The organism is Pseudomonas sp. PDM21, assembly GCF_014852505.2.
Taxonomy (GTDB): domain Bacteria; phylum Pseudomonadota; class Gammaproteobacteria; order Pseudomonadales; family Pseudomonadaceae; genus Pseudomonas.
In genome coordinates this window covers 4310457-4324806 of record NZ_CM181223.1, presented here as the reverse complement: position 1 = coordinate 4324806, position 14350 = coordinate 4310457, and the positions used below count along the sequence as shown (strand labels likewise).

Here is a 14350-nt window from a genome sequence, read left to right as displayed (position 1 = left end):
GGTGATGCCTTCAGTGTGCACCTGATAGCCCGCGCAGGCATTGCTGTGCGTCGGAGAAAAAAGAGGCGCCCGAAGGCGCCCCGTGCGTGAAAGCTGCCGCTCAGTCGGCCTTGCCGGCCAGTTCTTCTTTTGAAAAATCGTCCACGTCGATCACCGCGCGACGAGCGCGTTCGGCGGCGTGCAGGGTTTCCGCTTCCGCGGCTTCCAGCACGCCCGCCTCGGCGGCGGCATCGATGGGCGACTGCCCTGGCTTGGGATTGACTCCGTGCTCCTTGAGCGCCTTGTGCAGCTTCTTCTGCAAGGGAGCCGCGGCAGCGAGCTGGTCGTAGGCGAGGGTGAGCTTGGCGACCGGATCATCTTCGCCAGTGGGCAGGTGCGCGCCGGCGAGGATTGCCTGCAGCGCCGGGTCGCTCAGCGGGCGGCCGAGGATGTGGGCGATCTCGGCATCCAGCGCGTCGCTCGGGCCACGGTGGCGACGGCCCAGCGGCAGCACCAGCAAGCGCAGCAGGCACCCAAAGGCGCGGTTGGGGAAGTTGTCGATCAGGTCGGCCAGCGCGGCTTCGGCCTTCTCCAGGTTTTCCTCCATGGCCCAGTGCAGCAGCGGGTGCAGGTAGTCCGGGTTGTCCAGGTCGTGGTAGCGCTTGAGCGCGGCAGAGCCCAGGTAGAGGTGGCTCAGCGCATCGCCCAGCCGCGCGGACAGGCGTTCGCGGCGCTTCAGCTCGCCGCCGAGCAGCATCATGCTGAAGTCCGCGAGCAGGGCGAAGGACGCGGCCAGACGGTTCAGCGCACGGTAGTACGGGCGGCTGATACGGTCGCCTGGCACCTGGTCGAAGCTGCCGAAGCCCAGGCCCAGCAGCAGGCTGCTGGCGGCGTTACTGACGGCGAAGCCGATGTGGTTGAGCAGCAGCTCGTCGAACTCGCGCTCGGCCTGGTCCTGGTCCTCGCGGCGGGCCAGTTCCATCTCCTTGAGCACGTACGGATGGCAGCGGATGGCGCCCTGGCCGAAGATCATCAGGTTGCGCGAGAGGATGTTGGCGCCCTCGACGGTGATGAAGATCGGCGCGGCTTGCCAGGAGCGGCCCAGGTAGTTGTTGGGGCCCATGATGATGCCCTTGCCGCCGTGGATGTCCATGGCGTGGGCGATGCACTCGCGGCCGCGTTCGGTGAGGTGGTACTTGAGGATGGCGGAGAGCACCGAGGGTTTCTCGCCCAGGTCCACCGCGTTGGCGGTGAGAATGCGCGCGCTGTCCATCATCCAGGCGTTGCCGCCGATGCGGGCGAGGGCTTCCTGGATGCCTTCGAAAGCCGACAGCGGCACGTTGAACTGCTCGCGCACCTGGGCGTAGCGGCCGCTGACGTAGCTGCCGGCCTTGGCGGCGCTGGTGCCCACCGCCGGCAGGGAAATCGAGCGGCCCACCGACAGGCAGTTCATCAGCATCATCCAGCCTTTGCCGATCATTTCCTGGCCGCCGATGATGTACTCCAGCGGCACGAACACGTCCTTGCCGGAGTTCGGGCCGTTCATGAAGGCGGCGCCCAGCGGTACGTGGCGACGGCCGATCTGCACGCCGTCGGTGTCGGTGGGGATCAGCGCGAGGGTGATGCCGAGGTCTTCTTCCTCGCCCAGCAGGTGGTCCGGGTCATGGCACTTGAAAGCCAGGCCGAGGAGGGTGGCCACCGGGCCGAGGGTGATGTAGCGCTTCTCCCAGGTCAGGCGCAGGCCGATGACTTCCTCGCCTTCCCACTGGCCCTTGCAGACCACGCCGACGTCGGTCATGCCGCCGGCATCGGAGCCGGCCTGCGGGCTGGTCAGGGCGAAGCAGGGAATCTCGTCGCCAGTCGCCAGGCGAGGCAGGTAGCGCTGGCGCTGGGCGTCGGTGCCATAGTGCAGCAGCAGTTCCGCCGGGCCGAGGGAGTTGGGCACCATCACGGTGGAGGCGAGGTCGCCGCTGCGGGTGGCGAGCTTCATCACCACCTGGGAATGGGCGAAGGCGGAGAAGCCCTTGCCGCCGTATTCCTTGGGAATGATCAGGCCGAAGAAGCCCTGGCTCTTGATGTAGGCCCAGGCTTCGGGCGGCAGGTCCATGGCCTTGCCGACCTCGTAGTCGTCGATCATCGCGCAGAGCTGCTCGGTGGGGCCGTCGACGAAGGCCTGTTCCTCTTCGGTCAATTGCGCCCTGGGATAGCCCAGCAGGGTGTGCCAGTCCGGGCGGCCGCTGAACAGCTGGCCATCCCACCAGACGGTGCCGGCCTCGATGGCCTCGCGCTCGGTCTCGGACATCGGTGGCAGGGTCTTCTTGAACCAGGCGAACAGCCGCGAGGTGAACAGGCTGCGGCGCAGGTCGGTGGCCAGAATGGTCACCGCGACCACGGCCCAGAGCAGCCACAACAGCACCATCCAGCCATGGGCGTGGCTGAACAGGCTCATCAGTGCCAGGTACACGGCGACGATGCCGAGTGCCTTCAGGGGGGCGGCGCGGCGGTGCGCGAGCCAGGCGACGCCGAGGATCAGGACGAGTAACCAGACGAGCAGCATGCGGATTCCTCCATGACAGCCAGCCCCGGCGAGAGCAGGCCGCGGCGAGCTTGGTGACGAAAGTGCGCGAACACAGCGGCAGGTATTCCCGGTGGGAGCCCCCTCCGCCATGCACCGGAAGCTTAGCTGGGCGAATCGGACCGATGGCCGCATGGCCGGACAGCTTGGCCGGATCGCCTTGTCGGTCAGGAGCCTGCGCTGGTTAGACTGGGGCCGACATCAAGGATGAAATGCCCGGAGACAGCGCCATGCAGCAATACCTCAAGCCCAGCCGCTTCGTTGATAGTGACCACCCCGGGGTAATCGAGTTCGCTCTAAATCACCGGGGCGACGGCGGCACTCCGCTGGAGCAGGCGGTGGCCCTGTATTACGCGGTGCGCGACCAGATTCGCTACAACCCCTACGTGTTCAGCCGCGACCCGCAGACGCTCAAGGCCAGCCATGCGCTTGGGGCCGGGCAGTCCTACTGCGTGCCCAAGGCTACGTTGCTGGCGGCCTGCGCCCGGCATTGCGGCATCCCCGCGCGCATCGGCCTGGCCGACGTGAAGAACCACCTGGCCACGCCGCGCCTGCTGGAACTGCTGCGCAGCGAAGTGTTCGCCATGCACGGCTACACCGAGCTGTTCCTCGAAGGCCGCTGGGTCAAGGCCACGCCGGCCTTCGACATCGGCCTGTGCGAAGCCTTCGGCGTGCTGCCGCTGGAGTTCGACGGGCGCAACGACAGCGTCTTCCACCCGTTCAACCGCGAAGGTGAACGGCACATGGAGTACCTGCGCGACCACGGCCAGTTCCCCGATGTGCCCGAGGAGTTCTTCTTCGGCTACCTCAAGCAGTGCTACCCGCACCTGTTCACCGGCGAGGACGCGCCGCTGGACGGCGACATGCGCAGTGAAGCGTTCACATGAGCGCGATCGCCATGAACGCAATCGCCATGAACGCAATCGATAGTAACCATCAGTACGTGTGTCTTTTTTCCTCGCGCCTTAGCCGGTAGGGTGCCGTCATCCGAAGTCACGCCTTCAGGCCGTGCCTTCATCCGATGACGACAACAAGAGAGGCGCAGCATGCTCAAGATCTGGGGTCGGAAGAATTCCTCCAACGTGCGCAAGGCGCTCTGGTGCGCGGAAGAGGCCGGGCTGGCCTATGAACGGATCGACGCCGGCGGCGCTTTCGGCCTGGTCAACGACGAGTCCTATCGCTCGCTGAACCCCAACGGTGTGGTGCCGACCCTGGACGACGACGGCTTCGTGCTCTGGGAGTCCAACACCATCGTCCGCTACCTTGCCGCGCGCTATGCCCCGGACCTGTACCCGCAGGACCTGCAGCAACGCGCCAGCGCCGAGAAGTGGATGGACTGGACCACCTCATCCTTCGCTGCGCCGTTCCGCACCGTGTTCTGGGGTACCCTGCGCACCCCGCCGGAGCAACGCGACGCCGCCGCCATCCAGGTCGCCATCGATACCTGCGTGGGTCTGCTGGCGGTCCCCGAGGCGACGCTGGCGAAACAGCCGTACCTCACCGGCGAACAATTCGGCATGGGTGACATTCCGCTGGGCAGCTTCATCTATGCTTGGTTCGAAATGCCCATCGAGCGCCCGGCACAGCCGCATCTCGAAGCCTGGTACGCGCGCCTGAAGGCCCGCCCGGCCTACCGTGCGGCAGTGATGACCGACCTGACCTGAATGCCTGCGCGTGCCCCGGAGGTTGCAATCCTCGCGGCGTACCCTTATCAAGCAGGCCTTTTTTCCAAAGACATGCGTCTTTCCACCGACTTGCAACGGGAAAACCCATGAGTTCCGCGCTGTCCATCCGTCAACTGACGAAGACCTACGGCAACGGCTTCCAGGCCCTCAAGGGCATCGATCTGGACGTCGCCGAGGGCGATTTCTTTGCCTTGCTGGGCCCCAACGGCGCCGGCAAATCCACCACCATCGGGATCCTCTCCACCCTGGTGAACAAGACCAGCGGCACGGTCAACGTGTTCGGTCATGATCTGGACAAGGACCCGTATGGCCTCAAGCGCTGCCTCGGCGTGGTGCCCCAGGAATTCAACTTCAACCAGTTCGAGAAGGTGTTCGACATCGTCGTCACCCAGGCCGGCTACTACGGCATCCCGATGAGCGTGGCCAAGGGCCGCGCCGAGAAGTACCTGACCCAGCTGGGCCTGTGGGACAAGCGCAACTCCGCCTCGCGCGAGCTCTCCGGCGGCATGAAGCGCCGCCTGATGATCGCCCGCGCGCTGGTGCACGAGCCGCGTCTGCTGATCCTCGACGAACCCACCGCTGGCGTGGACATCGAGCTGCGCCGCTCGATGTGGAACTTCCTCACCGAGCTTAATGGCGAAGGCATCAGCATCATCCTCACCACGCACTACCTGGAGGAGGCCGAGCAGCTGTGCCGCAACATCGCGATCATCGACCACGGCACCATCGTGGAGAACACCAGCATGCGCAAGCTGCTGAACAAGCTGCACGTGGAGACCTTCTACCTAGACCTGCAGGGCACCCTGAGCGCGGCGCCGAAGCTGGACGGCTACCCGGTGCGCCTTGTGGATGACCACACCCTGGAAGTGCAGGTGGACAAGTCGCTGGGCATCAACGGGCTGTTCGTCCAGCTCAACGCCCAGGGCCTGCAGGTGCTGAGCCTGCGCAACAAGAGCAACCGCCTGGAGGAACTGTTCGTGTCGCTGGTGGAGAAGAATCTGTCGAAGGTGGCGGTATGAGTCACGAACTGCGCGCCAACTGGGTCGCCCTCAACACCATCGTCTACCGCGAAGTCCGCCGCTTCCTGCGCATCTGGCCGCAGACCCTGCTGCCGCCGGCGATCACCATGGTTCTGTACTTCGTCATCTTCGGCAACCTGATCGGCCGGCAGATCGGCGACATGGGCGGCTTCACCTACATGCAGTACATCGTGCCGGGGCTGATCATGATGTCGGTGATCACCAACTCCTACGGCAACGTGGTGTCGAGCTTCTTCGGCAGCAAGTTCCAGCGCAACATCGAGGAGCTGCTGGTCTCGCCGGTGTCGCCGCACACCATCCTCCTGGGCTTCGTCTGCGGTGGCGTGCTGCGCGGGCTGGCGGTGGGCGTGATCGTCACCATCCTGTCGCTGTTCTTCACCGACCTGCAGATCCACCACCTGGGGATCACCGTGCTGGTGGTGGTGCTGACCGCCGGAATCTTCTCCATGGGCGGCTTCGTCAACGCCGTGTTCGCGCGCAACTTCGACGACATCTCCATCGTCCCGACCTTCGTGCTGACACCGCTGACCTACCTGGGCGGGGTGTTCTACTCGATCACGCTGCTGCCGCCGTTCTGGCAGACCGTGTCGTTGGCCAACCCGATCCTGCACATGGTCAACGCTTTCCGCTACGGCATCCTCGGCGTGTCCGACATCCGTATCGGCACGGCGGTGGTCTTCATGCTGGTGGCGACGGTGCTGCTCTACATCTTCTGCGTGCGCCTGCTGGTGAGCGGGCGCGGCATGCGGCAGTGAGCGGCGCGTTGCGCTGATGAAAAAGGCCCCGGTTGGGGCCTTTTAATGCGCCAGCTGGGACCTCGCTGCATTGGTTTGCCCTCACCCCAGCCCTCTCCCGGAGGGAGAGGGGGCCGCACGTGCCGGCTGACACTTTGGTTTCCACCTGTGCCGAACAGTCCCCTCTCCCTTTGGGAGAGGGTTAGGGTGAGGGGCTCTTAGCCCGGAAACTCGATGACGAACCGCGTCCACCCCTCGGCCGACTCACAGCGAATCTCCCCGCCATGGGCGTGGACGATGGAGCGGCAGATCGCCAGCCCCAGCCCCGCATGTTCGCCCTGGCCTTCGCGGCGGGCCGGGTCGGCGCGGAAGAAACGGTCGAACAGGCGCGGCAGGCGGTCGGCGGGAATCTCCCGTCCCGGGTTCTCCACGCTCAGGCGGCCCGGCTCCAGGCGTACGCGAATCTGCCCGCCGTCCGGGGTGAAGCGCAGGGCGTTGTCCAGCAGGTTGGCCAGCACCCGGCGCAGCAGCGCGCGGTCGCCCTGTACCGACAGCTCGCCGTCGCGCTCCAGACGGATGGACTTCTCCTCGGCCAGCGGCCCGTAGAACTCCAGCAGCTCGTCCACCTCGCCGGCCAGCGCCAGCGGCTGGCTGCTGGGGCTGAGCAGGCCGTGGTCGGCCTTGGCCAGGAACAGCATGTCGTTGACCATCGTGGTGAGCCGCTCCAGCTCCTCCAGGTTGCCGTGCAGCGCTTCGCGATAGTCCTCCAGGCTGCGCGTGCGCGACAGCACCACCTGGGTCTGGGTCAGCAGCCCGGTCAGCGGCGTGCGCAGCTCGTGGGCGATGTCGGCGGAGAACGCCGACAGGCGTTGGAAGGCCTCTTCCAGGCGCGCCAGCATGGCGTTCAGCTCGCCCGCCAGGCCGCGCAGTTCCTGCGGCATCTGCCCGGCGTCCAGGCGGGTGGTCAGCGAGTGCGCGCTGACCTGCGCCGCCACCTCGCTCATGCGTCGCAACGGGCGCAGGCTGGCACGGGCGGCCCAGGCGCCGAGCAGGGCGGTCGCCAGAGCGGAGAGGCCCATGGTCATCCAGATCAGCCGTTGCATGCGCTGGAGGAAGTGCTGGTGGTGGGTGATGTCGAGGATCAGCGTCAGCTGCGCGCCATCACGTTGCCGAGGCTCCAGCGGGGCCTGCAGTTCGCGGAAGGCCTGCTCCTCGCCGGTGGCCATGTTCATCGCCGGGTGTTGCTCGAACCAGGTAGCGCCGTCCGCGCCCTGCAGGCGCAGGCCGAGGTCGGGGTGGCGACGCAGTTCGCGGCGCAGTTCGGCGGTGTGCGGTGCCAGCTGCTGCGGGCCGCCAACATCGCCCAGTACGTCGCGGAAGATCGCCAGCTTGCCGGCCATCAACTGGTGGTCCAGTTCGATGAAGTGCGCCTCGCTGGCGCGGCTGAAGATGATCCCGGCCAGCAGCGACACGGCAGCGGTACAGGCGGCAAACAGCAGGCTCAGGCGCAGGCCGAGGGACAGGCGCGCGCTCATGCTTCGCGCTCTTCCAGCACGTAGCCCATACCGCGCACGGTGTGGATCAGGCGCTGCGGGAAGTCGTCGTCGACCTTGGCGCGCAGGCGGCGGATGGCGACTTCGATGACGTTGGTGTCGCTGTCGAAATTCATGTCCCACACCTGGGAGGCGATCAGCGACTTGGGCAGCACCTCGCCGCGGCGGCGCAGCAGCAGTTCCAGCAGGGCGAACTCCTTGGCGGTCAGGTCGATGCGCTTGCCGGCGCGCTGCACGCGGCGGCGCAGCAGGTCCACTTCGAGGTCGGCCAGTTGCAGGGTGGTTTCCTGGATCTGCTGGCCGCCACGGCGCAGCAGCGTGCGCACGCGGGCCAGCAGTTCGACGAAGGCGAAGGGCTTCACCAGGTAGTCGTCGGCGCCCAGTTCCAGGCCGCGCACGCGGTCTTCCACGGCATCGCGGGCGGTGAGGAACAGCACCGGCACAGCGCTGCCGGTCTGGCGCAGTGCCTGGAGGATCTGCCAGCCGTCGCGGCCGGGCAGCATCACATCGAGGATCAGCAGGTCGTGTTCGCCGGCCAGGGCCAGTTGCAGGCCTTCGTCGCCGTCGGCAGTCAGGTCGACGGCAAAACCGGCCTCGCTCAGGCCCTGCTGCAGGTACTGGCCGATGCGCGGTTCGTCTTCGACGATGAGGAGTTTCATCCGGGTATCCCTTGTGGCGCTCGGGGCGCAGCTGTCATCAGGGTAATGGGGCGGTCAGCGAACTGACAGTGTCGGTATTGCAGACTGGCGGCGTGTTCATTTTTCAGCGTCATCGAGGAGCCCGCCATGCACCTGATTATCTCCACGCTGTTTGCCGTGCTGTTCTTCCCCGCCGCGCCAGCCTGGGCTGACGGGGGAGGGGATATCACCTTCCAGCGTATGCAGGAGCAGGCCGCCACGGTGCACCAGGCCTGCTAATCCGATTCATCGTGCTGCCCCTTGCCCGCCTCTGGCGGGCTTTTTTTCGCCCTCTTTATACCTCGCGCCACGCAGGCGAGCGCCAAGCTGACAGAGTTGTAATCTTCCCGACAGCTAGCCCTCAGCCGCCGGCAGCGACCATGGCCACAGACCTTAAAGGAGAGTCGCCATGTCCCTGCGTCATCTGCTCCAAGCCTCCGTCCTTGGCCTCGTCGCCGCCATCAGCCTGCCGGCCCTGGCCGACGCCGGGCGCGCCTACGATTTCGGCGAGCCGGCCAAGGCTGCTCAGGCCACCCGCACCGTCGATATCAAGCTGGACGAGATGTTCTTCGAGCCCGAAAGCATCGACGTGAAGCCGGGCGAGACCGTGCGTTTCGTCATCCACAACACGGGCAGCCTGCTGCACGAATTCAACCTGGGCAGCGCGGCCATGCACGCCGGCCACCAGAAGGAAATGCAGCAGATGATGGATTCCGGGATGCTCACCTCCACCGGCATGCAGCACGACATGAGCCAGATGGACCACAGTAAGATGGGCCATGGCGATAAGCCGATGGACCGGCTGATGAAGCACGACGACCCCAACAGCGTGCTGGTGGAACCGGGCAAGACCGCCGAGCTGACCTGGACCTTCAGCAAGGCCACCAGCCTGGAGTTTGCCTGCAACATTCCGGGCCACTACCAGGCCGGCATGGTCGGCAAACTGACCGTCAAGCCCTGAGCGGGAGCGCCGTGATGATCCGCGCAAGGGAGTGGGCTCTGGGGGCGTTGCTGCTGGCACCGTTGGCGGTGCAGGCGGGCGTGTATGACCTGACGATTGGCGAGGGCGAGCTGAAGCTGTCCGACGGCGCCCGCAAGGCGCTCACGGTGAATGGCCGCACGCCCGCGCCGGAACTGCGCTTCAAGGAGGGCGAGGACGTCGAGTTGCGCGTCACCAACACCCTTGACCGCGACACCTCGCTGCACTGGCACGGGCTGATCCTGCCGTACACCCAGGACGGCGTGCCGGGCATCAGCTTCCCCGGCATCAAGCCTGGCGAGACCTTCACCTACCGCTTCACAGTGAAACAGTCCGGCACCTACTGGTACCACGCCCACAGCGACTTCCAGGAAATCGAGGGGCTCTACGGCCCGCTGGTGATCGAGCCGAAGGCTCGCGAGCCGTACCGCTACGACCGCGAGTACACCCTGCTGCTGGCCGACTGGCACGACACCCGACCGGAGACCGTGTTCGCCAACCTGAAGAAGCAGAGCGACTACTACAACCGCAACCCGCGCACCCTCGGCGACTTCATCGCCGACTCTAGCGCCAAGGGCTTCATGGCAACCCTGCGCGACCGCCTGGACTGGGGCGGCATGCGCATGACGCCGACGGACATCGCCGACATCGCCGGCTTCCGCTTCCTGGTCAACGGCCAGGACAGCGAGCAGAACTGGACCGGCCTGTTCAAGCCCGGCGAACGGGTGCGGCTGCGCATCATCAACGGCTCGGGCATGAGCTACTTCGACCTGCGCATTCCCGGCCTGAAAATGACCGTGGTGCAGGCCGACGGCAACGACGTGCAGCCGGTGACGGTGGACGAATTGCGCATCGCCGTGGCCGAGACCTACGACGTGATCGTCCAGCCGCAGGAAGACCGCGCCTACACCTTCTTCGCCGAGGCCATGGACCGCAGCGGCTACGCCCGCGCCACCCTGACCCCGCGCGCCGGGTTGCAGGCCGAGGTGCCGGCGCTGCGCGAGCGGCCGCTGCTGACCATGGCCGACATGGGCATGAGCCACGAGGGCATGGATCACAGTGGAATGGCGATGGCTGGGCAGGGCGGTGATTCGAACGATGCAGGCATGGCCGGCATGGACCACTCGCAGATGGCGGGCATGGATCACTCGGCCATGGCTGCGCCGAAGTCCGACTACGCACCGGGCAGCGGGCTGACGCCGCAGCCGGCCGAGCCGGGCAACCGCCTGCTGGTCTACGCGGACCTCAAGGCCATGCGCCCCTATGCCGATTACCGCGCGCCGGACCGCACCATCGAGTTCCGCCTGACCGGCAACATGGAGCGCTACTTCTGGTCCATCGACGGCAAGAAGTACTCCGAGGCCGAGCCGATCCGCCTGACCTACGGCGAGCGGGTGCGCATCCGCTTCGTCAACGACACCATGATGACCCACCCCATGCACCTGCATGGCATGTGGATGCAGCTGGACAAGGGCAACGGCCGCTTCAACCCGCTTAAGCACGTGGTCAGCGTGGCGCCGGGCAGCACGCTGGACGTCGACGTGCCCGCCGATGCGCTGGGCGAATGGGCCTTCCACTGCCACCTGATCTACCACATGGCCGCCGGCATGATGCGCAAGGTCATAGTCGAGCCGGCTCCCGCCAGCGCCAGCCTCTGAGGAACCGCCATGAAACGCATAGCAACGGTGGCCTGCGCGGCGACCCTGGGCCTGGCCTTGCCCGCAGAAAGTGCCGAGATGGACGACATGCCCATGGGCTCGCTGCTGATACAGCGCCTGGAAAGCCGCTTCCACGGCAACGATCAGGCGCTGGGCTGGGAAGCTCAGGGCTGGTACGGCACCGACTACCAGAAGCTGCGCCTGAAGCTGGAAGGCGAGCGCGACGCCGGCGGCCCGACCACCGACAACGAGGTGCAGCTGCTCTACCAGCGCATGGTCGCGGACTTCTGGGACTGGCAGGTGGGCGTGCGCCACGACGACCAGCCGGGACCGTCGCGCAGTTATGCGGTACTGGGTATCCAGGGCCTGGCGCCACAGTGGTTCGAGGTGGACGCCAACCTGTTCCTCAGTGAGCGCGGCGATCCGTCCTTGCGGCTGGAGACCGAGTACGAACTGCTGCTGACCCAGCGGCTGATCCTCGAACCCTCGCTGGAATACAACCTGGCGCTGGCCGATGACCGCGACATCGGCGTGGGCGCCGGGGGCAGTGAACTGGAAGCAGGATTGCGCCTGCGCTACGAAGTGCGCCGGGAGTTCGCGCCGTACTTTGGTTACGTCTGGAGCAAGACCTACGGCCGCAGCGGTGATCTCGCCCGCGCGGAGGGCGAGGACGACGAGGAGGGGTACTGGGTCGCCGGTGTGCGCATGTGGTTCTGATTGGCTCTACGTAGGATGGGCGCATGCCCAGGGCGTCGAAGTGGTCGCCTCGTCTGCCGCCTGCTGAAAGGGGCGGCGGATTTGTATACACTCGCCGCCTCGCGCCACCACCCGCATCGCCGATCCAGCAGGTCATCCCCATGCAGCATCCCGCCGAACACTCGCCCCTGGGCAAATCCAGCGAATACGTCTCCACCTATGCGCCGGAGCTGCTGTTCCCGATCTCCCGCACCACCAAGTGGGCGGAGCTGGGCCTGACCGCCCAGACCCTGCCGTACCAGGGCGTGGACCTGTGGAACTGCTACGAACTGTCCTGGCTGACTGCGTCGGGCAAGCCGGTGGTGGCCATCGGCGAGTTCGCGATCCCGGCGCAGTCGCCGAACATTATCGAATCCAAGTCTTTCAAGCTCTACCTCAACTCGCTGAACCAGAACGCTTTCGACAATGCCGATGCCGTGCGCGCGGTAATGGAGCGCGACCTGTCCGCCGCCGCTGGCGCGCCGGTGGGCGTGCGTGTGCGTGGTCTGGACGACGTGGCGAGCGAGGGCGTGGCCGTCATCGAGGGCACCTGCGTCGACGACCTGGACGTCGCGGTGGAGAGCTACGACCACCCGCGCCCGGAGCTGCTGCGCTGCGATGACACCCGCCGTGTCGACGAAGTGCTCTACAGCCACCTGCTCAAATCCAACTGCCCGGTCACCGGCCAGCCGGATTGGGGCACCCTGGTCGTGGAATACAGTGGTCCGGTGCTGGATGCCGCGAGCCTGCTGGCCTATGTCGTGTCCTTCCGCCAACACCAGGATTTCCACGAGCAGTGCGTCGAGCGCATCTACCTCGACCTGCAGCGCCTGCTGCAACCGACCCGCCTGACTGTCTATGCACGCTACGTGCGCCGTGGCGGACTGGACATCAATCCCTACCGCAGCAGCGAAGCCGTGCAGCCGGACAATCGCCGGTTGGTGCGCCAATAAGGCTTCGGTAAAACGCGGATACGAAAAACCCGGCCGCGGCCGGGTTTTTCTTGTCTGGTGGAAGCGAATCAGGGATCAGATCCCCATGTTCGCCAGGCTCTGCACGATGGAGCGCAGCGTGCCGGCCAGCGTCGGATGGCTCGCCTCGAAGCGCTCCACGGCCAGGTTGACGTTGTCCATCAGGGTCTCGTCGGCCAGCGCCTCTTCGTTGGCCAGCTGCAACTCGATGTCCTTGATCAGGGCTTGCAGCGATTCGCGCTCTTCCGCATTCAGCGGCGGCTGTCGCTCCAGCTGGTCGCGCAGGGCCTGGAGTTCTTCCTGGAGGCGTTGTGTCGGCATGGTGGTGTCCTTCTGCGGTACGTACCCAAAGATGGACCTCGCCCGGCGGGGAAAAGGTCCATCGCCATGCCTTTGAGCTTAACTCGCCGCGCGCACCCTTGCCTGATGCCGATCAATTCGCAGGAGACGTTCGAGCAGCGGGAAGAAGTGTTCCAGCTCCGGCGTGCGCATGGCCGGGTCCTTGCCCAGGTCATCCAGCCGGCGCAGGGTCAGCGCGTCCTGGGAGAAAGGCGCGTTGAGGAAGGCGCTGGAGCCGCGCTCGTCGAACGGCCCGCCCTGCAGCGCCAGGCTCTGCCGCGAAGCCCAGGACAACCCGGCGTGGTAGGCCGGATCGACAGCGCAGAGGTAGCGCTTGGCGGCCACGTGCAGGCGGATCGGCTGCCAGACGGATTCGGGCAGCAGCTCGCGCAGCAGGTTGGCGCCGAACTCCTCGTGACGCTGGTCCTGTTCATCAATCAATTGCGGGTCTTCATACAGGTGGCCGATGTCGTGGAGCAGGGCAGCGATCACCAGACTGTCGGAACAACCGGCGCGCTCGGCCAGGGTGGCGCACTGCAAGGCGTGTTCGGCCTGGCTGACGGCCTCGCCGTAAGGCTCTGCGCCGTGGCTGGCGAAGCGCTCGGCCAACTCGTCGAGGAAGCGGTGGCGTTCGTGCTTCATGGCTTTTCTCCTTTCAGGCGGCGACCGGCGATGTCCTGCAGGCAGGAATCCAGCTCGCCCAGATGATCGATGACCGAGTGCACGCCGAGGCGGTACAGGCCCAGCGTCGCCTGGGCGCGCAGGCGGTCGCGGTCGAGGTTGCCGAGGGCGTCCCAGTCTCCCGGCGCGTGGCCGCAAAGCGGACCGCTGGCGGCCAGGCCGATGGTCCACAGGCCGGCGTTGAGGCCCGCCTGGAGCAGGCGGGGCTGGCCGCTGACCAGCACGCAGCCGTCCAGGTGCGGGCTGTCCAGCTGCATCAGCGCCTGCCAGCAGGAGTCCGGTGCGGGCCATTGGCGCCCGGCGATGTCCAGGCCGGTGGCGAGGCGGTCGTCGAGGGCGGCGGCCAGGTGCACCGTGGTGGCGTTGGGCAGCTCATCGAGCCAGGCGCAGGGCACGCCGCGCTGGTTCAACGTCTGCAGGGCGTCCAGGGCGCCGGGAGTCGCCTCGGCGTGGGCCTGGGCAGCGTCGTCCAGGGCGGACTGGAAGCGGTTGCGCTCCTGGGCATCGGCGGGACGGCCCAGGGCAAGGTCCAGCGCGTCCTGCGGGGGCAAGGTCACAGCGCTGGTCAGGCGTTCCGGCGGACAATCGGGGCAGGTACGTTGCAGGGCAATCGGCAGCGTCCTTGCGCCGAAGTCCACCAGGTCGCCCGACAGTCCGAACAGTAGGGAAGTGAAGCGCGGAAGGTCGGCGGTCGCAGGCATGGTGGGCTTTTCTGGTAATTGGTCTAGGCCAGACTAGCGGGCC

At 66.4% G+C, this 14350-nt stretch carries 15 protein-coding genes; 9 read left to right on the top strand and 6 right to left on the bottom strand.

All coding sequences use genetic code 11. From position 1 onward, the window contains the following. Nucleotides 1-100 precede the first annotated feature (100 nt). Nucleotides 101-2536 carry an acyl-CoA dehydrogenase gene (locus IB275_RS19725; RefSeq protein ID WP_192295009.1) on the bottom strand — a complete coding sequence of 812 codons (2436 nt, stop codon included), beginning with the start codon at nucleotides 2534-2536 and terminating at the stop codon, nucleotides 101-103. A gap of 248 nt (nucleotides 2537-2784) precedes the next feature. Here IB275_RS19725 and IB275_RS19720 point away from each other — a divergent pair, with 248 nt between their 5' ends. The 4 genes from IB275_RS19720 (at nucleotide 2785) to IB275_RS19705 (ending at nucleotide 6034) form a co-directional block, all read left to right on the top strand. Then, a complete protein-coding gene (locus tag IB275_RS19720) occupies nucleotides 2785-3441 on the top strand; it encodes a transglutaminase-like domain-containing protein (RefSeq protein ID WP_192295008.1) in 657 nt (218 codons plus the stop codon). A 159-nt stretch (nucleotides 3442-3600) separates the two neighbouring features. After that, the gene (locus IB275_RS19715; RefSeq protein WP_192295007.1) at nucleotides 3601-4218 is read left to right on the top strand and encodes a glutathione S-transferase; all 618 of its coding nucleotides are present in this window, start codon (nucleotides 3601-3603) and stop codon (nucleotides 4216-4218) included. Nucleotides 4219-4325: 107 nt separating this feature from the next. Continuing rightward, nucleotides 4326-5258, top strand: a complete 933-nt coding sequence (locus IB275_RS19710; protein WP_192295006.1) for an ABC transporter ATP-binding protein — start codon at nucleotides 4326-4328, stop codon at nucleotides 5256-5258. Next, the gene (locus tag IB275_RS19705) at nucleotides 5255-6034 is read left to right on the top strand and encodes an ABC transporter permease (protein WP_081518608.1); all 780 of its coding nucleotides are present in this window, start codon (nucleotides 5255-5257) and stop codon (nucleotides 6032-6034) included. The genes IB275_RS19710 and IB275_RS19705 overlap by 4 nt, the downstream gene beginning before the upstream one ends. A 197-nt stretch (nucleotides 6035-6231) precedes the next feature. Here the strand turns inward: IB275_RS19705 and IB275_RS19700 are convergent, their stop codons facing one another. Then, nucleotides 6232-7548, bottom strand: coding sequence for a heavy metal sensor histidine kinase (locus IB275_RS19700; RefSeq protein WP_192295005.1), 1317 nt, complete (start codon nucleotides 7546-7548; stop codon nucleotides 6232-6234). Then, nucleotides 7545-8225 (bottom strand): heavy metal response regulator transcription factor, encoded by a 681-nt coding sequence (locus tag IB275_RS19695; RefSeq protein WP_192295004.1) that lies wholly within the window; start codon nucleotides 8223-8225, stop codon nucleotides 7545-7547. The genes IB275_RS19700 and IB275_RS19695 overlap by 4 nt, the downstream gene beginning before the upstream one ends. 126 nt (nucleotides 8226-8351) lie before the next feature. Between IB275_RS19695 and IB275_RS19690 the strand changes: the two genes are divergently transcribed. The 5 genes from IB275_RS19690 to queF all read left to right on the top strand — a co-directional run bounded on the left by IB275_RS19690 (nucleotide 8352) and on the right by queF (nucleotide 12568). Then, complete coding sequence (locus IB275_RS19690) at nucleotides 8352-8483, top strand: co-regulatory protein PtrA N-terminal domain-containing protein (protein WP_263864848.1); 132 nt, start codon at nucleotides 8352-8354, stop codon at nucleotides 8481-8483. Between the two features lie 169 nt (nucleotides 8484-8652). Further along, nucleotides 8653-9204 carry a copper-resistant cuproprotein CopI gene (gene copI, locus IB275_RS19685; protein WP_192295003.1) on the top strand — a complete coding sequence of 184 codons (552 nt, stop codon included), beginning with the start codon at nucleotides 8653-8655 and terminating at the stop codon, nucleotides 9202-9204. A 14-nt stretch (nucleotides 9205-9218) separates the two neighbouring features. Continuing rightward, nucleotides 9219-10880: a copper resistance system multicopper oxidase gene (locus IB275_RS19680; protein ID WP_192295002.1), complete on the top strand. Its 1662-nt coding sequence runs from the start codon at nucleotides 9219-9221 to the stop codon at nucleotides 10878-10880. Nucleotides 10881-10889: 9 nt separating this feature from the next. Further along, nucleotides 10890-11597 carry a copper resistance protein B gene (locus IB275_RS19675; protein WP_081518603.1) on the top strand — a complete coding sequence of 236 codons (708 nt, stop codon included), beginning with the start codon at nucleotides 10890-10892 and terminating at the stop codon, nucleotides 11595-11597. A 140-nt stretch (nucleotides 11598-11737) separates the two neighbouring features. After that, the gene (gene queF, locus IB275_RS19670; RefSeq protein WP_192295001.1) at nucleotides 11738-12568 is read left to right on the top strand and encodes an NADPH-dependent 7-cyano-7-deazaguanine reductase QueF; all 831 of its coding nucleotides are present in this window, start codon (nucleotides 11738-11740) and stop codon (nucleotides 12566-12568) included. Nucleotides 12569-12643: 75 nt separating this feature from the next. Here queF and IB275_RS19665 read toward each other — a convergent pair whose 3' ends face one another. The 3 genes from IB275_RS19665 to pcrP all read right to left on the bottom strand — a co-directional run bounded on the left by IB275_RS19665 (nucleotide 12644) and on the right by pcrP (nucleotide 14307). Beyond that, a complete protein-coding gene (locus IB275_RS19665; RefSeq protein ID WP_024763885.1) occupies nucleotides 12644-12907 on the bottom strand; it encodes a DUF4404 family protein in 264 nt (87 codons plus the stop codon). Nucleotides 12908-12985: 78 nt separating this feature from the next. After that, nucleotides 12986-13567: a phosphonate degradation HD-domain oxygenase gene (locus tag IB275_RS19660; protein ID WP_138214789.1), complete on the bottom strand. Its 582-nt coding sequence runs from the start codon at nucleotides 13565-13567 to the stop codon at nucleotides 12986-12988. Continuing rightward, nucleotides 13564-14307: an HAD superfamily inactivated hydrolase PcrP gene (pcrP, locus tag IB275_RS19655; protein ID WP_192295000.1), complete on the bottom strand. Its 744-nt coding sequence runs from the start codon at nucleotides 14305-14307 to the stop codon at nucleotides 13564-13566. The genes IB275_RS19660 and pcrP overlap by 4 nt, the downstream gene beginning before the upstream one ends. Nucleotides 14308-14350: the final 43 nt, after the last annotated feature.